We start from the raw sequence: 21,865 nt of genomic DNA on the forward strand, positions 1-21,865 counted from the left end.
AGTGAAAATCTTAGAATTTTTATCACTTAAAATACACTTGTCCCAATCCATCTTTACTCGCCCATATCGGAGCCTTTATGCCATCTACCCCAATCAGCTTAAATATGAAGAAATGGTGTTCTGCTTTCACCTTAAAAGAAAGAGGTTGACTATGATCAATGCGTCCCTTTGTATACTCATACTTCCAGCCATCCATCTTTTCTTCTTTCATTCTTTTCTCTATCCCGGGGACTAAATCCACCCTTTTTCCATTGTAATCATATTGAAATCCACCCTTATTCTCTGCGATTTCAACCATATCAGAAGCAAAGTTATGTGCTTTCACTAACTGTATTCCATACAAAACACCTTCGGGTAAAAGGCTGATTAATAATAAAGAAAGTGTAAGGAATAGAGCTGTAGTTACTGTATTTTGCATTCTTAATGCACCTACTCTTTTTCTTTATTTTACGTTTCCACCTAATTGTTTTTCTTTTGCATTTGCATCATAGATAATAATACTTCTTGCTTTACTCTTTATTGTTTCTTTTTTCTCATCAAATTGCTTAAAATAGCTAGCAGCTTCTGCATCACCTTCGACAGCAATCATTGCTGGTTTCTCCTGTACATCATGGACAGTAAAGTTACGTTTTGAAGCAGGATCTTTAAAATCCGCATTACCGTTATAAGCTTTTTCAAACTCTTTTTTCGCTTTTTCTGAATCAATAGCTATTTCTTCTTCTGCACGCAGAGTACCTACTTTTACAGACTTAGCCACAGCTATCTCGCCTCCCCTTTCTAAAGACGATTTATTATCAGTATGTGTTGTATCTCCAATCACCATATCAGTTACAAAGAATAGACAACCTACAAATAACAGCAACATACTTGCTGCAATAATAAACTTTTGCATTCCTCTTCACACTCCCTTAACTTTCAGACTTTCGAAATCGAAATCCACTTAAAATGGAACTTTTCTTTTGGTTCAACAATTGGTTTGGTAGCAATAACTCTGCTATTTCCTTCATTATTCCTTCTAACTCTTTATAATAGTTCCGACTAGATAGTAACGTACTACTATTTAATTGAGATTCAAATACATCTTCTATCTCATATGGTGGTAAAGCAGTTATTACCTTATCTCCAAAACATTCTTCTATTACTTCATGCTTTAAAAGTGCAGAAGAAAACTTATTCCCAATGATTCTCGTTTTCTCTAAATCTAAGTAAGAAACGAGCTTTCTCTCTTTTGGTGTAAGAGGATGCGCTATCTTTAGCAATTGATGCAGATCTGGTTCCGCTACAAAGAATATGTAATCTGCCATTTCACAGATCTCATGGTATAAATTCTTATCCCAATCGCTCCCTGCATCAATAATAGATATAGGTGCTTCTTGGTTGGCCAATAAAACCTTAATAAAATGGTCAAAGTCCTGCTCTGTTTCATTTTTCAGCTCTTGGTCCACTATAGGATTCTTTACGATATAATTTATTCTTCCTTGCTTCCATTTTGGAATTGATAATATATCAGATTCCTTCTGTAACATCTCTTTATACCGCTGCAACATAAATTCACTACGATAGTTTTCTGGTGCTTCTGTATATCCCTTTAATAACGGATACGTATAGCCATCATCATATAGATTCTCTATATAATTCACATCAATCTGTAGTTCATTTAAGTAAGCTGCTAAAAGATGTGAAACAAAAGTAGCACCACTTCTCCTGTTCATGCTGGCCACAACAATTGTTCTTCTTGGAATAGCAATACCGATTTGTTTTTCATATACCGGCTCAAAAGCCAATTTATACTGTTTTTTAATAACAGGTGCTTTTGGCATCTTCTCTGAGACAGACTTACGCTTTTGTTTGTTTTTAAATAGTTTGTTGGAATTAGAGGCAGGTTCACAGTTGCCGCCTTCCCCTAATTCACTTGATGCTTCCTCTTCTTCCTCATCAAGAGGAACCTCGGGCAACTTTGTTTGTTGCGGTGCCTGACTTGCTCCTACAATTTCCGCCACATTTTTAATATCCGATTCCTGTAGCAGCTGCGGGATGACTTTATTATCAATATCAATTTTACGAGAGTTAAAAATGTCATAGATACCTAGATAAATCAGTTTCGCCAAAAACTCATCATCATTTTCACGCTCTGTAAATACCACAATACGAATATCGCGATTAAAGCGAATATCTCTTAATTTCTGTAAGATAATCAATTCACGTTTCTCTTCATGTCCCGCATCAATATTTAATCGTTTGTCATTAATACATAGAATATTAGGCTGTTCCGTATCTAGAATTTCATCTAGATACTTGATGTGCATCACATCACTATCAGCTACTTCAAATCCCGCACCAATAAAATCCTCACGTAAATATGCCGTATATACAGTATCACTAATAGCCAAAACGATTTTTTTCGTCATAAAATCCCCTCTTTATAGAAAAATACTTTTAAAGTAATACCATATTTTCAAATGGCACCTGTGTTTCAGCTTGTAATTTTTTTAGTAGTTCCGTAAGAAGTGCTTGTATTTCAAAATCTTCTAAATTACGTGGGGCATTATCAAGAAGACTGTATTTCACTCGAACCTCAAAGTGATCTTGTATTTCTTCTAACGGCATGTTACCAAATAAAATTTGTTCATATAGGAATCCTTCTTGAAGATTCTTTTGTATATTCGTTCTTTCTTTATATACAATGGTAACTTGCGCTAATTCAACAAATGGATTATCTAGAGTTAGTTTCGTATTCCAATTTAAATTCCAAATTTCACATTGTTTTTCTGCATGTACAACATTTGCAGTAATAGATGGAGTAATAGTAAATAAACGATCAAGAGGTACATTTGTAAGAGTTGTTCTTTTCCCTTCTTCTATTTGCAGCCCCTTTTCTTTTCTTTCATGGTCAATTGCCATTTCTGCACCATATAATGCTATTTCACTAAATATTTGTTCCATAAGTGGCTTTATTCCTTCATAAGTACGAACAGCAAATACGCTAAATTCCTGGGTTTCATCTGTTCTAATTAATTCATAAATATTAAACTCTGCAGCATTTACAATTGCAAAAGGAATATCTTGTACAAAATTAGGATTAATAAATAGCTCATCTGGTATTACTGTTTCTGGATGTCTTAAGAACTCTAATCCTAGTTGGTATCCCTTAAGAAATGCATTTTTACTTGCAGCTGGGAATAAAGTTTCAAATTTTTTAAGATCGTTTTTAAATTTCTTTTCTTCAATTTCATTACCAAATTCTCTATCTTGTAAAATATTTGCTCGATCAGCAATTAATAAAAAATAGTAATTAATAAGAGATTCTATTTTTGTTTCAAAATCTGTATTGTCTTTACAATACTTTTCAAATCTTTCTTTGCTTTCGTTAATAATTTCATTCATTTTTTCTCGTCTCCTTATAAAGATTATGGTTTTTAAACAAAAAAAGACACACCGATGGCAGGTTATGTGCCTTCGGTGTGTCCGTTTAGCTAAAAATTAAATCTATTAATTTATATATTTCTCTTAGTTAATTGTTGTTCACATACAAGAATACCTCTATGAATTTTAAAAGTCAATACTTTTATCGAATCCGTGTGAACATATATTTACTCCTTTTTCTCTATTTTTGCTATGTATTTAATCTAAAAAAATTCAATAAATTAAATATAAATAATCACAAGTATTTTATATAAGATTAACAAGATATATATATAACTAAACACAATTATTAATTATAAAGAGATTCAAAAATACCTCTAAATCCTTGTATTACATACGTTCCTTGCTATTAAGATAAATTCCCTATCGTAATATCCCCAATACAAACAAGCTTTATATCATATAAATCACAAAATAAGAAGTTAAATACCATATTACTCAGAATTCACAAGTCTAAAATAATATTACTAAGATACTCACAAGTAATGAATCGTATTATAAACAAACTGAATCGTACTCAAACATAGCATAAGCAACTTATATACTTGTGTAAAAATGCTCGTAGCTACGTGTTCCTAAACAAAAAAGCATGTCTTCAAAGTAAAGAACATGCCAAATAACCCTTGCTTTTTAGTGATTTTTTAAGAAGGGCTGTTTCTATATATTTTTTTAAAATATTACATGAAGTCTGGATAAACCCCCTGTTTCCTATGGTAATTTGTCCTTGTCTCGATACTTTCTTCTTCTGACAAACTTTTCTCAGCAAAATGTGTCCAGGCTTCTCTAAACTGAACTCGCATAAATGCTGGGATAGAGAATATTTCTTGATCTTTTGTACAACTTTCAACTTGATCTAATGCATAAGTCATTGCATATATTAATAATTCATTTTGTTTTTGTTTTGTTGGTAAATAGATTGCGATATCAATAATTTCTTGTCTAAATGCAGTCATTATATTTTCTTTATCTTTTTTTCTTAACGCTTGTCCCATATGTTTCAAACGAGATACTGCTTCTTTTCTACACTTCGCTATAGGTCTATGTAATTCTTTTTTATCATTTTCAATAACACAATTCGAAGAAAAAATGACATTAAACTTTTCAATAATAACTTGTTGTACCTGCCTTCTAACACGTGTAATACGAGACTCACTTGGTTTCTTATCTTTAGGATCTACTGCATTAAATTTAATAATAGGCTTTACAATCTCTATGTATTGTCGCACTTTCTTTGCATTACGATTCAACTTTTCCTTTAGAAAAGCCATTTTTCTCGTAATCTCGAAATCTTCAATCTTGTGCTTATAATGTTCCATACCAATTTTTCTCGAAAATGTGTTGATTAATTCTAAAAGAAACATAATTCCTCTATTATCTCGAGCCTTTACAAGGCTACTTAGTATAGTTGTTTGAATTAAATAAAATGGAATACGGAAATACGATAACGATATATTTATCATATCTGTAGTTTCTGCAGCAGTGTGGTTGTACAATGCATAATCTACAATTTCATAAACAGTACGATTTCCAACAGGTACTTCTCTTACGAGCTTACGCTCCAAGCAAACTTGAAATTCTGTATAAATTGTTGTGTAGGGAATCCCACTTTTTTTAGCAAGATCCATTATTTGAAATTCACGTGGTAGCATTCCTATATCATTGCATTCAAAGTGAAGCATGATATAAGTCGCTAATGCTGAGGATGGTAATTCTTTGCGTTCATTTTCGAGTTTTATAATATTAAAAAGTCCATCAAAAAACTTAACTCCATGGACTTTAAAATTCTGCTGAGAAAAATTCAAATGTGTACTCATTGTTTAAAATGACTCCTTCCGAAAAGAGCACAAAAAAAGACACTGTAATATCACATATACAAAAATCTTCTCAAATCTAGATGATTTTTGTATATTTCTAGATAAACAATGCTCAAAATACGCAAGAAAATCGCCTTTTTCAGTTGCACAAATTTATAAGATCAAGTAAAATTATCTTATAAATTTATACAAATCAAAAAAGGTTTTGAAGCTAAAGTTTAATCTAGGTAACATTGTAAGTTTAACTTTCAATCAATAAGAGTTTCGTGGGTTCCTAGAGATTAACCTCGATGAAATAGTTGGCGCTATTTCATCAAGCTGAAAGATCTTTTTTTTTGCTTTTTTATGTTTATTTTTAGTCAATTGCGGCAAAACTATAACTATAGCTAAGATTTGGCGCATTTTAATGTAATCATATATGCATTTTTTGGTACTTGCAAGACGATTTTTTATAAAATCGTCTTTTTTTTATATAACAATTTAAAGTTTAATACAGTTATTCTATAGTTCTATTTTCGAAAAAAAAAGTTTTCTAGTTTTTTAATCTCATTTATAGACAAACCTTTCAATATATCGAACCATATGTAGAACATAAAGATTATTATAAAACGGTTTTAAAACTAGATAAAGTGTATTCTAATATTAATAAAAAACCTTTTATAACAATGATTATGACCAATACTTACAATTCTAATTTAACATAAATTAGCATATCAAACAAAGAAAAAAACATAGAAATGATATAACAAAACGATCAAAAAAAAAAAAACATAGAAACAATGCTAGAACATATCAATTCTAATTTTATAAATTCAAGAATCCATAAATATATACCGTATTAAACTGATTTTCTCTTTTTTTGCACGATGAATATGATTTTTAAATCAAAACAAAAAACATTACTGGAATAAAAGTTAAAATGAGATATAAACACGAATTAAAACAAGTTAGATTTAAATCTAGAATAAGTTAATTCGAACTTTAATAAAACCCTTTATTTAAAAGGCTTTTATAACGATATGTGCATTCTAATTTTAAATAAAAATATTTATGTAGACTTAAAAACTTAGTAAGAAACTAGGTATTCATTTAAGTGCAAATACAAGAGTTGTTTGTAGCTTAATAGCATATTGTTTAGGTCACTTGGTTCTTATTATACAGTTCGTATTTATTGTTGCCGCCTATGAATCACTATATATACAAAAAAATAACTCTATATATTTTCTATTAATAGCTAAATTTTGTACTATGTTTTAATTAATTTAAATGTATAGATATATTTTTCTATTCGTTTTCCACAAATTTATAATACTCAAGGAAAATTATTTTTAGTGGACGAGAGTACAATTTTAGAAGAAAAACTTGAAGAAATAACCGGTAAGTTCATTTTAGTAAGTTGGAACATAAATTGGCATAAGTTCATTCTAACTTTCCAAAAAACCTTGATACATCAATGTTTTTCTTCATTTAATCTTATCTAAGTTTTGCTAAATAACCATATAGAAGATATATAAAAGTAGAATGAATATTAGAATGTAGAATACTATAGATAAACAATGTAATCTATAGACATAAAAATACTAGATTTTTAGTGAAATTATATTAAGATTTTCTAGTTTTTCTATGGTAGAGTAATCTATAGGAAGATAATGCCCATTCTATGTAGAATATAACATGGAAGAGATTTTCTAAGTTTTTTGGTTGTAAGGAGGTGTTGTTTCTATGAGTGAGAATAAAACAAACGAAGAACAAAATGAGTATAAAATGAAAGAAGTATCTGAACTTACTGGGCTTTCGAATGACTTATTAAGAGTTTACGAGGAAGAGTTTAATCTACAAATAAATAGAACTAATGGTGGGCATCGTCGCTACACGGAAGATGACATTAATAAGTTTATATCTATTAAGAAGAAGATCCAAGAACAAAATTGGAGCTATAAGAAAGTTCGCTCTTGGTTAAATGGTGACGAGCTACCAGTAGCATTAGAAGAACACCAGGTTAAAACAAACCTAGAGAAAAAAGTAGAATATCAAACAGAATTAATTCAAGATTTGACTGAAAAGTTGGATCAAAGTATCAAACTACAAGTGGAAATGGTAAAACAAATGCATGAGCTGAAGACCGAGAAACAAGAACTTGAGCAAATCGTGGCACGTAGAAATCAGGATCTTATAGATACTTTAATTCAAGAAAAAAGAAAAGAACGTCAAGAACGAATTGAGACAGAATCAAAAAAATCATTCTTACAAAAAATATTTGGAAAGTAAACTTTGAACTAGATTCTAAGTTTGGTTTATTTAAGTAGCAAGTCTAAAAATGGACTTGCTACTTTTTTATTTTAATAATTTTAAAGATGTTATTTTTAATACCTATGAATCTATACAATTATTAAATTTAGACATTAAGTTTATATAAATATAGAAGAATTTTAACAAAAATAAATAACGGTTTAAATTTAAGTTTAATTTTAGGTTTAAATTTATGGAGGTTATAGAAAGATATATGTATATCTAGTGTGGTTCAAGGTTTAAATAACAGTTTAAATTTAAGTTTAACTTTCAGTTTACATACCATTCCCAGTGTGATATAAATAGGTTAGGTGAATTTTTCCACTCTCAAGAATTAATTAAATAGATGGGAGTTAAACAATGAATAGGGATCACTTTTATACGTTAAACATTGCAGAAATTGCAGAAAGAATTGGTAATGATGATTGTGCCTATCAAGTATTAATGGCATTTATCAATGAAAATGGTGAAGCGCAAATGCTGAATAAAACGGCTGTGGCAGAAATGATACAGCTAAGTAAACCGACTGTTTTTGCAACCGTAAATAGTTTTTATTGTGCAGGATATATTGATGAAACTAGGGTAGGAAGATCTAAGATTTATACCTTATCGGATTTAGGTGTAGAAATAGTAGAGTGTTTTAAACAAAAAGCAATGGAAATGCGTAATTTATAAGTATAGGGGAGGAATTTTATATGTTATTAAACAGTAATGAACTAGAACATATCCATTCAACTAACCATAGTGTAAATGATATTAGTATACGATGGGGAGTTATTGGTGCTGGTCAAAAAGGTAATAAAGAGGCTGATTTATTCGCAGGTTACAAGTTTTCGAATGGAACTACTTGCTATCCGACATTAGCTGTTAACTTTGCAGAGTCAGATATGATGCATTTACAAAATATTATTAAAGAAGATCGTATTCATTTTGACGGTTTAAAGGGGGCTGCACGTACACCTTCTGTAGTTACTGACTTATTTGACCCTGAAACTAATCCTAATGCTAATGGATACCTTGATAAATTAGCCCAAGAGCTCGGTCGAAAGTTTACAAATGAAGAGGGAGAAGTAATTGTAGACCAATTCTTAATTTGTCTTGGAGCTGGTGGTGGCGTTGGAACAGGTTGGGGTTCACTTGTTTTACAATTAATTCGTGAACAGTTTTTCCCTTGTCCAGTATCTATGCTTATTTCTTTACCATCCGGTGATCCTGATGAAATTAACAATGCACTTGTATTACTAAGTGAAATTGATGAATTTATGAGAGAGCAAGACAGATTATTTGGAAATTCTGATATAAAGCCTTTAGCAAATGTAATTGTTAATGATAATACGCAAATGCAACGTATAATTGAGTCACAAAAAGGCACGAAAGATCTGAAAAACAGATATGTAAACTGGAAAGAAGTTGCGAACGATAATGTAGTGAGTACTTTACATGAAATAAACATAATCCCAGAGAACTATGGTTCTGATAACGTTACATATGACCCATCGGATTTAATAAAACTATTAAGTATTCCAGGACGTTTCTTAACAATTGGAAAAGCGAGAATTGCTAAATTCGATTTACATTCACTTGAAAATAGTATTAAGCGAAGCTTAGATGAGGGATTCTTCTCAGCGGAACATCAATTTGAAACAGCAACAATGTATGGTGGTTTCGTTTTAAGACCTTCTAACGCAGACTTCTTCAAAGATGTTAATACGGAAAATAGAATTCGTAATACCTTAGGAGAGTATAAACGATTAGATGAAATCGCTGGTAAATTTGGTGATCCAATTTGGGATAATGAATATGCGGTTTGCTACACTATATTTGCTGGTATGACAATGCCTAAACGCTATATATCTCTTGCGCGAGAAGGAAAAGAGTTGGCTGAAAAACAAGAGCAATTAAGAGCAGAAGCTCAACGTAAACAGGACGAAGAAAAAGTAGATATTTCTTTTGCAACAAATCGTGTTCAAAAAAACACATTCAATCCTTATAATAAAAACCAAGGATTTGGCGGGGCATCAAGATTCAGTGGTGGTAAAAACTCTGCTTTTAAACGTCAGACTAGTGATGCTACTACAACACAAAATCAGCAAGAAGAAGAGAATATTATTAGCACTCTTAAAACTTCAAATCCATTTAAAAAACGTTAAAAAAAGCAGGTCTAAATGACCTGCTTTTTTTATTGAAATCACCACCGATTATAAAAAAATCTACAATGCACAAGTAAGTAATCTATTATATTTTCTGTATGTGTAACACGGCTTTGCATAATATGATAGTTTAAATAAATTGTTAGGCCGTCCTAACAATTATATACGTATACTTTATCCTTAAAAAAATTGTTCGGTTAAAACATGTCTTCCGTCCGAACAATTTTAAAAGAACCAAAAGACTATTTAAATCAATGTTTTTAGCGAATTTGAAGGTAGAGAAGTAATCCAAACTTCAGCGTACGAGTTTTAGTATCTAGATTAGCGCATATTCAGTTTAAAATTTTAATAATTTACAACAAAATTTTGCTGTAATAAGATATATAGAAATAGTTGTTATTTATTGAAAATAAATTCGAATTATGGAGTTGCATATAATGAAAAGTAAAACGTATAAATATACAAGTAAAGGCACACAGAAATCTTTTCGTTTAAAAGAGGCTGATATATTTGTATTTACATTTTTATATTACAAAAGACATCTTACTACACGACAAATTACTCAGCTTTATAGTGCATTCGAAGGCAGGGATTTTTCTGAGGATAGTGTGTTTACAAAACTAAATCGTTTTTCAAAATATGGTGCTATCCTAACTAAAAAAATTGATAAAAGAGATGATAGTATAACCAGACGTGCGACATTCTCCTTAAAAGATAGAATGGTTGATTACCTTCAAGAACTAGGAAGGATTCCTGTAGGATCATCAAAACGTAGATATTCTTCTTCAATCTCACTACATACACTCTGCTCACGAGAAATATTAGTACGCACACTTTTAGAAGTGTCAAAGAAGACCAATACGAATAAGATATTATGCGAGCTAGATATTCGCTCATATCATCAAAAACAAAAGAAAACAGAAATTGAAGATGCAGGTTTACTCTTAATTCCCGATGAACATATTTCATATCAAGACAAAAATATTTATATTGAAATGGATATGTGCAAAGAAACCAATACTACCTTAGTTGAAAAGGTGGGGAAGTATATTGAATATGCACAAAAAAACACTAAAAATATAACTGTTGTTTTTGTTATGTATGATAAATCGATGTTCCTTGCGGAAGATGCAGAACCACCATACGGACGCATGAAAAATCTCTTATTTTCTATGCGTGAGTATCATGAACTTTTAATGAATCTACCAAATCTAAATATATACATCTGCTCTTTGAAAGAAGCTGGAGATGTTATTTCAGATATCATTCTAGGAATAGATGATAATCAAAACTTTGAACAAGATATTCTTTTGCCTTTATCTCAACGTACAGTAGGAGATGCTGATTGGCGCTACGCATTTGTTGAAAAAGTTCAAACATTTAAGGAAACAATAGATGGTGGTCTTAGACGAACGTATAGGAGAGATAAAGATGCTATGCAAGATTTCTTCTTTATTTTTGGCAATGAAAATGATTACCGAATGATTGCTAGATTAGACGATGTTGTGTTTTCAAGAAGAGAAGGTGATGAGGGGGTGCCACTTGTTGTGATCTATCCAAAGCGCAAAAAGGCTAGAGATATACTTTTAATGGACACCTATGACAATGTACTACTTCTATCGCTCCAAAATGAAAGTGTTACTATCGACTCGGATGAACAAATCATGGCACGTACTGCAAATAACATACACCCGAAAAGACGCAAGCTTGTTGAATTATATTAATCGTATATTTTTTATATACTTTTATACAATTTTATTGATTTTTATTATTTAAGGTGATAGAATTACGTTTGAACTAAACACAAAAAACTACAATCAAATCAGAACATATGAAATTAAGGCAAGCGACACACGCTGTTTTTACAGTGGGTGTCGCTTGCCTTTTTTTATATGGAGAAAGGTGGAAAATCAAAATGGATTTACAATATGCAACTACTACTACTGGGGGAGTGTTCTCTGCTAGAGAAGCTTTTAAAAATCCTGAACTAGTCCTCAACCATATGACAGAAGAGGGGGCAACGTTTAGTGTTTCTCTACAAGATATCAAAATCCCAGGAAAACCGAATTACTACTGGTATGATGTAATCATTGAAACAGCAACAAATAAAAAAATAGAAGTAAATATTGCGGTACTTTCTCAGGAAGAATATAACCAGCTCTGTGCAAGAGATAGTATTGATTTATATTTAAAACAAACTGAAGATGCAGCAAAATTCTTTTTAAAAAAATCAAAGGAACTATTTCAACCAGAATTCAATAATCGATTCAAGTTTAAACATAAAGCTCAATTATGTCTGTAAGAGGTAGGTGAGTCTATATGGAGACATTTAAACAACGAATACCGTTATTTACTACAATTGGCTTAATTAGTGGATTTATTCTTTCATTTGGATTCGGTTTAGTAAACTACATCAAGTTACTCTACTATGCATTTGAACCACCGTCTTATCCTATAGAAATTACATATGTACCGCTTATTTTAATGTTCTTCTCTTTGCTATTAGGAGAATTCAGCTTTAGGTTTTACAGCCGTATTCCTGCTTTGCATGTGAAAAATGGGAAATTAATAATTTTGATCACTTCTCATATTGCAGTTGATATTCAATTTTTATGGTTTGCAACTGCTCCGATCCATGCAAAGGTTATTCCGTATCTTACGGATAAATCAAAGCATGTTAATTTTGGGGAGTATGAGGCCATAGGTCATGTTTTAACAGGGAATTTTCACACACTCACTATGATCTTTGTATTTTTACCTACAGTATTTATGATTTTGTTTACACTTTGGTATAGTGGCCATATTGTACGTTACCGAGAAGAAATATTAAAGTGGGTACAAAAATACGAATATAAAAATCACAAGTTACAAAAATGGTTTAATAGCCAAGAGGAACAAATATACCCTGACGTAGAAATTGGACCGCATATTGAGCATAAAGAGATGGTTCGTATTAAGGGGAAAGATAGAACGCTAAATGGAATCATTATTGGTCCAATCGGTTCTGGTAAAACATCAAGTTTAATTATTCCCATGATTAATCAAGATCTACACTGGATGGTACGTTTTATAAATAAGTTTGAAACAGCGTATAAAAAGAATGATTATGATACAGAAGAAGTAAAAGGAACATTTTTAAATGGTGTGACTGTTATTGAACCGAGTAATGATTTATGTCAAAAAGTATTTAAATTGGTACAAGCACATAAGATCCCAGCAAGCTCTGTTTACTACATTGATCCAACCAATCCTGATACCAAAAATATAAACATTCTGCGTGGACCGGTTGATAAAGTAGCAGAAGTTTTCGCTATGGTTATTCAAGGTTTGTCTGAATCTAACAATGCATTCTTTGAACAAGCGCAGCGTAACCATCTTAAACAACATATCTATTTATTAAAGCTTCATAACCCACAAAAAGATGTTACCTTCGACGATTTGATTGAGATGTATGACGATGTAGAACGTGTTCACCGTATGCATAAACTATTAAAGGTACAGGTCGAAAAATTATATGATTTTGTTCAAAGTGGAGCTGCTTCACGTGACCAAAAAAATGAATATAAAATTATAAAAGGGATTGACGAATGGTTTGATAATACCATTCGTGAAAAGTTGGATTTTCAAGGTGAACCAGCAGTTTATAAATCTGGAAAATACCGCGGACAACCGATGCATTATGACAGAGAAGAAGAATATGTAAAAGGTTTACGCAACATCTTAAAAGATTTAGCTTCAAACGTTTTAATACGACGTGTTTTATTTGGAAAATCTGATTTTGATTTCGATGTCCATTTAGAGCAGGGTGGCATTCTACTTGTTAATACTGCGAAAGGGGAATTAGCAGACCTTTCAAACGTATTAGGAAAATTTGTATTACTGAGTATGCAGAATGCGGTATTCCGTAGGGAACCAAACGTCTCGCCTTATCATCACATTATTGTGGATGAGTTCCCGGATTATGGTACGCCAAGTTCTCCTATAAACGCAGTAGCGTGAAATGGAGAGGCTAATTTTTACACAGCCTAACTATTTGTTCGAATTTTATGGGTGTAAACCCCATTCTAGGATAATAGCTCACTAATCCTAGCCATAATACCCCTACATGCGCTAACTTCCACACGAGTTAGGGTCTGAAGTTAGGTAAGGTCGTAACCTGATGGCATATCTCACTAATGCCTATATGGTGCGGTGGTCTTTAAAAACAATCCTATGGTGACGAAAGAAATCCATGTCAGAAGCGCCGTGAGGGAATCCCTTCTTAATGTGAGAAAACGGAAGGAATAACGGGAACGAGGATAGGCTTGTAATTCCAATCCTTGCGCTCAGTTAGTCTCGTAGTTGCTAATTGAGTTGAACCAGTATGTTTGAGCTAATCAAGACTGGTGAGTACCGTCGGCGTAAAGTGGGCACCTAAGGGACTGTAAAACAAGGGATAGAACTAATGGGACTTGGGAAGCTTGCATTGCTATAGGGAGTGTGATCCTGCTTGAAGCAATGTAAGTGGCAGCGGTCGCGTAGTAGTGAAGAAACGGGGTAATGCCCGTGGAGCGAAGGCGACCAGTCGATTCAGAACAATACAATGGGTATTTCAAATGTCTAAATGAACCTCTTTCAAGAGTGGGAATTAAACAGCACATCGTTACAATCACTTAAACAACGGGGAGATGTAATGAGGATTAAAGGACATTTGATAGAAAATGAAACTCAGCTCAAAAATAAACTAGACCTAATATATCAAAAGGCTAAAGAAGAAAATTCTTGTTTTCATGGCATCATAGAGCTCATGAAAAATAAGCAAACTATTAAAACGGCAATTCATAACATTAAAAGTAACCGTGGTAGTATGACAGTCGGAATTGATAAAAAGGATGTAAACTATTACCTGCAAATGGAAGCCAAACAGCTTATTAAACTTATCAGGCAACATATAGATAATTACAAACCTAATCCTGTTCGGCGTGAATATATAAACAAGGGTAATGGAAAGAAACGACCTCTAGGTATCCCAACTATGATAGATAGGATAATCCAAGAAATAGCAAGGATTGTTTTAGAACCCATAGCAGAAGCAAAATTCTTCAATCACAGTTATGGTTTTCGTCCCTATCGCTCATGTCATTATGCTATAGGTAGGGTCTTGAATACCATCTCTAGATCAAAGACTTACATAGCTATTGAAGGGGATATCAAAAGTTTCTTTGACCATATCAATCATAATAAACTCGTCGAGATGATGTGGAATATGGGCATCAAGGATAAAAGATTCCTAATTATCATTAAGAAAATGTTGCGAGCAGGTGTGCTTGAGGATAAAGTTATTCTTCCTACAGAAATAGGAACTCCTCAAGGTGGGATTATATCGCCTCTATTAGCGAACATATACCTAAACAACTTTGACTGGATGGTAGCTAAAGAGTTTGAGGAACATCGTGCCCGCTATACCGTCAAGCATGCTTTCCGTTCGGGCCTTACTAAAGTAGGGAGAAGACATAAGAAATGTTTTCTTATTAGATATGCAGATGACTGGATAATTTTATGTGAGGATACAGTACAAGCAAGAATTCTATTGACCAAAATTGATAAATATTACAAACACATACTCAAATTAGAATTATCCAAAGAAAAAACATTCATCACCGATTTAAGGGAAAAGCCCGCTCGATTTCTCGGTTTTGATATTAAAGCCGAGAAGATGAGACTAAAAGACCGTATTGCAGGTAAAGCTATCCCAAATAAAAAGAAATTAACATCTAAAATGAGAGAAGTTCTTCGAGACGTCTACAATATTCGAAAAACCACCACTTGTTATGATGTTGCCGCCAAAATAGAACTTATAAACACCAAAATTATCGGTATTAGTAACTATTTTCGTATCGGAAATTCTGCCAGAATTTTTGTTAGATGCGATGATAAAATAAGATATACATTTTACAAGTCTATTAAACGAAAACATGGTGGAGGGGTATTTGAAAAAATGCTCACCCCAGCTGAAAACCTCGATAACCGTAAAGATAGACATAAAGGGCACAAAACCAAAGTTCCCTTCGTTGAAGTTGATGGAGTTAAGATAGGACTAACCAAAATGAGTTTTACGCCTAGTACTAAAGCACTCCTATACAATTACGATACGACTCCCTATACACAGATAGGAAGGGCGATTTATTCGAGAAGGCATGGTAAGGGCGATAAGAAAATGAGACCAACCATTTATTCAAACGATCAAATCAACCAAATAGTCTTGTATCAAATGCTTAGACAAACTAGGAACAAACGGCTCTATAACTTTGAATATATACTTAATCGCGATTATGCATATAATCGTGACAAAGGAAAGTGCCGCATATGTAAGACAGGGTTGATCCCAACTAACATACATTGTCATCACGTTAATAATCGACTACCTTTAGAGAAAATCAACAAACTCAGCAATCTTGCCACCATGTGCATAAGATGCCATAAGCTTATACATCAAAAAGACTTAGAAGACAGTATCTTATACGAACTACCGAAACTAACGAAATACCGTGAGCTGATACATATTTGAAATATACTCCATTGTCCACCTTATCTTAATCGCGAGGTTAAGTATAAGGATGATACTAACTGAATTTGTTAGGGATTATCAATCTGAACCGATGGAACGCCGTGTGCGGTGAAAGTCGCACGCACGGTGTGGGGCGGGGGAAAAAGTAGAGATAAATTCAAAGCTTTACCTATCGCGACCCGTAAGGGTTAGTAGCTACCCCAGCCCTCTCGGGCTAGGATGCTACACATTTGTTCGGCCGTTTAAAGAATTCCCTGCACAATCTCGTAAATATAAAGTAATTCTAACAATCGCTAGCCAAACACTATCTCAATTAGCTCTCGACTTTACTGAGCAATATATGTTTACCTTACTAGGTTCATTCCGTAACAAAATGATATTTGGAGATGTAACGCCATATGATGCAAAAATTTTCTCTGACATGTTTGGTGAGAAAGAGGAATTTAAAGAGGCAGAATCCGAACAGGGTATTTCTCCTATGCAAGATAATCCTGTTAGTCGACTAGGATCAACCTACCAAAAAGCGAAAGAAGTTGTTATGTCACCAGGGGATATCATGGCACAAGGTGCATTCATCTGTGCTGCTCGTATAGTACAAGATAATCATGTGCAACCTGTACAACAAATTACAAGTAACTTTGTACCAAAAGAAGAATTCGCCCAAGCAATCATCCAAGTAGATATAGAAACAGGGCAATATTGGGAAAATGAACGTCTTCGTCTTATTAATGAATCTATTGCAAAAGCAAATCCTATGAAGCATGTAGACGCAGAGAACATGAAAAAAATACAACCTTTGCCGCCTATACAAGAGGATGAGCTGAAACAAAATAGCTCTGTAGAAACAACCGAAGAGCAACAGCACATTGTATCATTGGAAGATTATAAGGTACACAAGTCTCATAATGAAACCTTATCTAATGAACCTGCAACTATGGATCAGCAGGGAGATGTTGATGATGAAGCTGAAAATAAGTTGTATGAAGATATTAAGGAATTCATTGTTGAATCCCAGCAAGTCTCGCCATCTATTCTGCAAAGAAAATTCAAGATCGGCTATATGAAAGCTATGCAATGTATTGAGAAGTTAGAACAAAATCTAGTTGTAAGTTCTTACACAGGGGATGGTCCTCGTAAAGTATTAATTTCAAATAGTAGTAGTATTCCAGAAGAACCAAGTGTTAATAATACTCATACTTCAGACAATACTATTTCACAGAAAGTAGCAATTCCAAGCGAAGACAAAGGAACCGTACAAGAGGAAACACATATAGAAAGTATAAGCACTGCAATAACAGAACCAGTCATAAACGAAGAAATAGAGGAAGTCATAGATATAGAATCACCTCTAATGGATGAATACCATGAAATAAACGTGGAGATATCAGAACTAAACAAAGAATTATCTATTACTATGCTAGAGCAAGATTGGAATACGGATTCCATCATTTATTCCGGGATTCCCGATGAGACTGAACCACTGCTAGAAGAATTCCGATCAGATAGACTTCCCGTTCCAATAATAGAAACTGCAGAAATAAATATAGAATCTACTTCAATTCCAGTTACAAAAACAGAGTCAGACGAAACATATGTAGAAATCAACACGATCCCAATCGCAGAAACGCTTAATCATACGGAAGAAAATAAGCTTGATGAAGATGTAGCAAAAGTATATGAATCTATTAGTATTACAGTTCATGAAAACTTAGAAAAAAATAGGGAAGATCATTCGAGAAATGATGCGAAGCAACCAGAATATAAACGTATGAGCTATAGTGAACGCCAAGAGCACTTAAAATCTCAGCAAAAAAAGAAGAAAAACACTACGCAGTCGCTGCTTAATAATATTGAGAAGCCAAATAAAAAAACATCGAACGCATTGAGTAAGGAATTGAACAATATCTTTGATTAATAGATTTTAAACCTCAAATTAAATCTAGAAAGGCTGCATTCTAGATTTTAATTTAAGGTTGGTAAATATACAGCAGGTAGCAGAAAAAGTTTAGAAAAATACATTCTAGATTTTATTTTGAGTAAAACTTTCTACTGCTATTATCCAAGTAGGGAGGGGTAGGGGCAGGCTCTAGACAATATTGGCGTAATTCTAGAACTGGTATGAACCTATAGTAAATTTATGATTTAAAAATTATTCTTGCATTTGAGTGAAAATACCATTATATTTGTATTAACAACTATATAAATAAAACATAATCTACGTGAAGGACACACCTTACGTACCATCCCAACGGTACAGGTGTGTCCTTTTTTACGTTCTAGGAGGAAAATATAATGGCAGAAGAAAAGACAAACACTCAAACTGTAGAAGAACTTGGAATGGCTTTTGAATCAGAAAACCCACAAGGTGAAACACTGTTAGAAACAAACTTTAATCAATTTGAGCGAGTACGTGAACATGAACTAGAGGAATTAGCCCGTATGAAACGTGAGCGTACTGTAGGAAAAGGCTTGATTACAGTCGTATCCGAAAAGCTATTCCCGACTAAAAACGGAAAGTCAGAGCGTATACAAGTGCTTACAATGCAAATTGGTACTCATACAACAGCATATTGCCCCATTACAGAGGCAGGTATAAATGTACCTAAAAATCCTCAATGGCTAGTGGGTAGAACAAAGCCTGTTATCATTGAACACTTCCAGAAAACTGAAGAAGGCAACTTTGCTGTTGTATCTATCACAGCAGGGGAATTGGCACTTCAAAAAAGATTATACGAAGAAGTAACAGCGCAAGAAGGAAATAAAGTATACACAGGAACCGTTTCAGGGCATATTCCATCTGCACAAACTGTCTTAGTTGAAATTCATGGCGTAACAGTTGGGGTAAGGTACTCACACTGGTCTTATTCATTCGTTCGTCCGGAGGATATCGTCATTGGTGATGTAGTAGAACTTATCATCGATAAAGTAGTGGAAAAGGATGGCCGTTATGAATTTAGAGGAAATAAAAAGAAACTAGAAACAGATCCAATTGAAAAATTGTTGGAACTAAAGAAACGCCGTGACCGATTTGTAGGTAAAATTGTAGGGGTAGATGCTATTGCGGGTATTTTCGTAGAGGTTGCACCAGGAATTCAGTTTAAAGGACTTAAGAGCCGTAATCTTGCCAATCCAACTGTAGAAGATGCAAAGAATCAAACGATTGTTACATGTGAGCTGCTTAATATCGATGCCAAAAATAGAAAAGGAACAGTGCGTATCCTAAATTATCCGCAGGGACAAAGTAAAAAATCTAATTCGTCAATTTTCCAATTTTAATGGATGACTATGCGTACAATAGAGAAACAATTGTCTACATATGTCCCTTCTATTCCTCATTTATCAAGCGAGGATGTACAGGGACTTCAAATATATCGAATACATGAACTAAATAAAACCTATGTATTCCATTCTTTTGACGAATTGGTTAAGTTTAAGCAGCGTTTAACAGAAGAACAGTATACCGTACTTGCTTTCATTGGTGTTCATACATCTGTTCGGTTTAATCATTTATTATATTTATTCAAGGATAAATATTCACGCAAGAAAATAAATGATGCACTTCAAGGATTACTTTACTATCGTCTAATTGAAAAATGGCAAGTGGAGAGTTTTGATATGGAGATCTTTGAAGAAACATATACATTATCCGATAATGGTTATAAGCTATTAAAATACTGGCAAGGAAATATGTTCTTTTTTGCACCAGAACGAATTGATAATCATGGTAAATATGTTCACCTACGATATTGGCACGATATAGATTTAATCTGCCATCTGCGTTATGCTCCATCGTTTTTAGGACATGTTATGCATCCATCTATTAGTAAAGGGGTTTTTACCCCTCCTTTAAGTTTTGCTGTGCAAGGCGGAGTAGATCATAAATTTAATTTCGTTGTATACTCCACTCTATTAACAGATAAAAAAGATCGCTTAAAACGAATTATTTTCAGATGGAAAAATTTTGTAGATTCAGGAAAAGATATTATCATAAGGGATTTGGGGAATAACCCTACAATGTTAGTTATATATGTTTCTACTATTCAGCAAGCACAGCGTATTAATAAAGAACTATTATTAGATTTAATTCCAGGTAGAGTTTTATTATGTGTAGGGGAGACGTTACATGTACAAGGATTACAACATGCTTTTTATCAGCCTCTTGCAGAAGGGGAGATTAAACAATTAAATACAAAGTTATTCATAACAAACTAAGCCACCCCTGCACTCTTAAGGGGTGGCTAGTTTTCTTATATAAGCCTTAGAATTTCGTAATGTAGGCTAAACCTCATGCCCATCAAGCTAAAAAAATAAAATACCCCAAAACGAGAAAATAGGCATCTCACGGTGAAAATGTACATTTTTTATTTTGGGGTTTTAAAAATTGTTAAGTTTATAGAAATGGGGCATCATCTTGAAAATATGCTTAGCGTTGTAAATCTACATTTTCCTGGAATTTTCCTTTATTATGTCCTTGTCTTATAAATAATTCCGCAATGATTAAATTCGGTACCCACGCTAACCAAGCAATAATAGTGTAACTAAGTTCAAACTGCTCTAATCCAAATAGTAATACAAATAATGGTAGCCAAAGTCGTAATGTAACTGCTGCAAAGGTTAAGGAATAATTTCTGATCATCCAATTCTGATGGTCTTGAATTTTTTTATTCTTAACTCTATTTAATGCTTGATATGCTGATGTTATCCAAAATACGGATAACAAGCCGAAACCAAGCTTTGCTACCAATCCCCCCATAGCGTAAAAGGATAAGTACAGTCCTGAAATGCCACCTAATAATATACCAACCATATAGATTCTCCCGACCATCCGATGACGGCTGATATTCTTTTCCCTAAATTTTGTGGATAATGTAAACGGACCAATTACTAATGCTAATATACTAGTTGTAATATGTAAAAATAACATAATATACCAAAAATTACTTAATTTAGATACATACATTAGCTTCGCTTTTACAAGTCCCGTTTGAAATCCATCTAAAATAAAATATTGAACAACAACATAACTAGCTACTAAAATAGCTAAAAAGGTAAATATAAACCAAATTTTCCTATTCAAATTTAACTACCCCCTTTTTACATTTAAGGAAATTAGATAAAATATAACTGTTTATTCTGAGGGAAAATAAATAAGCCTTCTTTAATGATCTATTCAACACAGGAGAATCAGCTTTTTGCTATGTTTTAATACTATCCATAATAAGGTTCATGTAAGTAATTTATATTTTATTTTTTTAAAAGTAATACTCTGCATGATTCAGTTCAAATTCCTGCCTTGTCATTCCGTAGCAAATACCATCATAATAAGCTCCTTTAGTGAAAAGGATATTTCTCAGTTGCCCCTCTTGCATGAAACCTAATTTTTCATGCAAGCGCATGGATGGATTATTGAAAGAATAAACAGTTGTATTTACTTTTGGATAAGCAAACTCCAAAAAGAAGAAACGAAGAACCATAAGAATCATTTCTTTCGCATACCCTTTCCCTCTGTATGGTTCAAATACAGCCAAATAATAATCAAAAGTATCATTTTTTCGTATTCATCACTGTAATTCTGTAAAATTAGAACGACTAGAGTGTAATTTATATGGACCATTAATAAGTATCTTTCTTTGTTCCTCCAC

General features: G+C 33.0%; 15 protein-coding genes and 2 pseudogenes. 10 read left to right on the forward strand and 7 right to left on the reverse strand.

Annotation, left to right across the window (positions count from 1 at the left end; translation table 11 throughout):
• Nucleotides 1–22: 22 nt before the first annotated feature.
• The 5 genes from NST86_RS32840 to NST86_RS32860 form a co-directional block, all read right to left on the reverse strand.
• The gene (locus tag NST86_RS32840; protein ID WP_044798381.1) at nucleotides 23–418 is read right to left on the reverse strand and encodes a DUF4320 family protein; all 396 of its coding nucleotides are present in this window, start codon (nucleotides 416–418) and stop codon (nucleotides 23–25) included.
• Nucleotides 419–442: 24 nt separating this feature from the next.
• Nucleotides 443–892, reverse strand: a complete 450-nt coding sequence (locus NST86_RS32845) for a DUF5411 family protein (protein ID WP_199689522.1) — start codon at nucleotides 890–892, stop codon at nucleotides 443–445.
• 16 nt (nucleotides 893–908) lie between these two features.
• Nucleotides 909–2,408, reverse strand: a complete 1,500-nt coding sequence (locus tag NST86_RS32850) for a hypothetical protein (protein ID WP_340935395.1) — start codon at nucleotides 2,406–2,408, stop codon at nucleotides 909–911.
• Between the two features lie 28 nt (nucleotides 2,409–2,436).
• Entirely contained in the window at nucleotides 2,437–3,384 is a 948-nt protein-coding gene (locus tag NST86_RS32855) for a hypothetical protein (RefSeq protein ID WP_086423536.1), read from the reverse strand.
• 716 nt (nucleotides 3,385–4,100) lie between these two features.
• Nucleotides 4,101–5,237: a hypothetical protein gene (locus NST86_RS32860; RefSeq protein WP_340935396.1), complete on the reverse strand. Its 1,137-nt coding sequence runs from the start codon at nucleotides 5,235–5,237 to the stop codon at nucleotides 4,101–4,103.
• Between the two features lie 1,722 nt (nucleotides 5,238–6,959).
• Here NST86_RS32860 and NST86_RS32865 point away from each other — a divergent pair.
• The 10 genes and pseudogenes from NST86_RS32865 (at nucleotide 6,960) to NST86_RS32910 (ending at nucleotide 20,435) form a co-directional block, all read left to right on the forward strand.
• A complete protein-coding gene (locus NST86_RS32865) occupies nucleotides 6,960–7,505 on the forward strand; it encodes a MerR family transcriptional regulator (protein WP_086423534.1) in 546 nt (181 codons plus the stop codon).
• Between the two features lie 381 nt (nucleotides 7,506–7,886).
• Nucleotides 7,887–8,201: a MarR family winged helix-turn-helix transcriptional regulator gene (locus NST86_RS32870; protein WP_001078053.1), complete on the forward strand. Its 315-nt coding sequence runs from the start codon at nucleotides 7,887–7,889 to the stop codon at nucleotides 8,199–8,201.
• A gap of 20 nt (nucleotides 8,202–8,221) precedes the next feature.
• A complete protein-coding gene (locus tag NST86_RS32875) occupies nucleotides 8,222–9,676 on the forward strand; it encodes a cell division protein FtsZ (protein WP_325835017.1) in 1,455 nt (484 codons plus the stop codon).
• A 437-nt stretch (nucleotides 9,677–10,113) separates the two neighbouring features.
• On the forward strand, nucleotides 10,114–11,400 hold the full coding sequence (locus tag NST86_RS32880; RefSeq protein WP_340935403.1) for a replication-relaxation family protein: 1,287 nt from the start codon (nucleotides 10,114–10,116) through the stop codon (nucleotides 11,398–11,400).
• A gap of 191 nt (nucleotides 11,401–11,591) precedes the next feature.
• A complete protein-coding gene (locus NST86_RS32885; RefSeq protein WP_179880220.1) occupies nucleotides 11,592–11,978 on the forward strand; it encodes a hypothetical protein in 387 nt (128 codons plus the stop codon).
• Between the two features lie 17 nt (nucleotides 11,979–11,995).
• Nucleotides 11,996–13,675 carry a conjugal transfer protein TraG gene (locus NST86_RS32890; protein ID WP_340935405.1) on the forward strand — a complete coding sequence of 560 codons (1,680 nt, stop codon included), beginning with the start codon at nucleotides 11,996–11,998 and terminating at the stop codon, nucleotides 13,673–13,675.
• Between the two features lie 673 nt (nucleotides 13,676–14,348).
• Nucleotides 14,349–16,223: a group II intron reverse transcriptase/maturase gene (ltrA, locus tag NST86_RS32895; protein WP_086423309.1), complete on the forward strand. Its 1,875-nt coding sequence runs from the start codon at nucleotides 14,349–14,351 to the stop codon at nucleotides 16,221–16,223.
• A 232-nt stretch (nucleotides 16,224–16,455) separates the two neighbouring features.
• Nucleotides 16,456–18,138, forward strand: a pseudogene (locus tag NST86_RS32900) (DNA translocase FtsK); the annotation flags it as partial.
• A gap of 377 nt (nucleotides 18,139–18,515) precedes the next feature.
• The gene (locus tag NST86_RS32905; protein WP_086423597.1) at nucleotides 18,516–19,499 is read left to right on the forward strand and encodes an RNA-binding protein; all 984 of its coding nucleotides are present in this window, start codon (nucleotides 18,516–18,518) and stop codon (nucleotides 19,497–19,499) included.
• 9 nt (nucleotides 19,500–19,508) lie between these two features.
• Nucleotides 19,509–20,435, forward strand: a complete 927-nt coding sequence (locus NST86_RS32910) for a hypothetical protein (RefSeq protein ID WP_086423596.1) — start codon at nucleotides 19,509–19,511, stop codon at nucleotides 20,433–20,435.
• A gap of 211 nt (nucleotides 20,436–20,646) precedes the next feature.
• Here the strand turns inward: NST86_RS32910 and NST86_RS32915 are convergent, their stop codons facing one another.
• Both NST86_RS32915 and NST86_RS32920 read right to left on the reverse strand, forming a co-directional pair.
• On the reverse strand, nucleotides 20,647–21,300 hold the full coding sequence (locus NST86_RS32915; RefSeq protein ID WP_340935407.1) for a DUF2306 domain-containing protein: 654 nt from the start codon (nucleotides 21,298–21,300) through the stop codon (nucleotides 20,647–20,649).
• 175 nt (nucleotides 21,301–21,475) lie between these two features.
• Nucleotides 21,476–21,778: pseudogene (locus NST86_RS32920) on the reverse strand (GNAT family N-acetyltransferase); the annotation flags it as partial.
• Nucleotides 21,779–21,865: the final 87 nt, after the last annotated feature.

It is taken from the genome of Bacillus sp. FSL L8-0199, from assembly GCF_038005705.1.
GTDB lineage: Bacteria > Bacillota > Bacilli > Bacillales > Bacillaceae_G > Bacillus_A > Bacillus_A cereus.

What these genes read in the sequence shown, in the direction of transcription:
- NST86_RS32840 (WP_044798381.1), bottom strand. Translation starts at nt 418, where the DNA reads ATGCAAAATACAGTAACTACAGCTCTATTCCTTACACTTTCTTTATTA.
- NST86_RS32845 (WP_199689522.1), bottom strand. Translation starts at nt 892, where the DNA reads ATGCAAAAGTTTATTATTGCAGCAAGTATGTTGCTGTTATTTGTAGGT.
- NST86_RS32850 (WP_340935395.1), bottom strand. Translation starts at nt 2,408, where the DNA reads ATGACGAAAAAAATCGTTTTGGCTATTAGTGATACTGTATATACGGCA.
- NST86_RS32855 (WP_086423536.1), bottom strand. Translation starts at nt 3,384, where the DNA reads ATGAATGAAATTATTAACGAAAGCAAAGAAAGATTTGAAAAGTATTGT.
- NST86_RS32860 (WP_340935396.1), bottom strand. Translation starts at nt 5,237, where the DNA reads ATGAGTACACATTTGAATTTTTCTCAGCAGAATTTTAAAGTCCATGGA.
- NST86_RS32865 (WP_086423534.1), top strand. Translation starts at nt 6,960, where the DNA reads ATGAGTGAGAATAAAACAAACGAAGAACAAAATGAGTATAAAATGAAA.
- NST86_RS32870 (WP_001078053.1), top strand. Translation starts at nt 7,887, where the DNA reads ATGAATAGGGATCACTTTTATACGTTAAACATTGCAGAAATTGCAGAA.
- NST86_RS32875 (WP_325835017.1), top strand. Translation starts at nt 8,222, where the DNA reads ATGTTATTAAACAGTAATGAACTAGAACATATCCATTCAACTAACCAT.
- NST86_RS32880 (WP_340935403.1), top strand. Translation starts at nt 10,114, where the DNA reads ATGAAAAGTAAAACGTATAAATATACAAGTAAAGGCACACAGAAATCT.
- NST86_RS32885 (WP_179880220.1), top strand. Translation starts at nt 11,592, where the DNA reads ATGGATTTACAATATGCAACTACTACTACTGGGGGAGTGTTCTCTGCT.
- NST86_RS32890 (WP_340935405.1), top strand. Translation starts at nt 11,996, where the DNA reads ATGGAGACATTTAAACAACGAATACCGTTATTTACTACAATTGGCTTA.
- ltrA (WP_086423309.1), top strand. Translation starts at nt 14,349, where the DNA reads ATGAGGATTAAAGGACATTTGATAGAAAATGAAACTCAGCTCAAAAAT.
- NST86_RS32905 (WP_086423597.1), top strand. Translation starts at nt 18,516, where the DNA reads ATGGCAGAAGAAAAGACAAACACTCAAACTGTAGAAGAACTTGGAATG.
- NST86_RS32910 (WP_086423596.1), top strand. Translation starts at nt 19,509, where the DNA reads ATGCGTACAATAGAGAAACAATTGTCTACATATGTCCCTTCTATTCCT.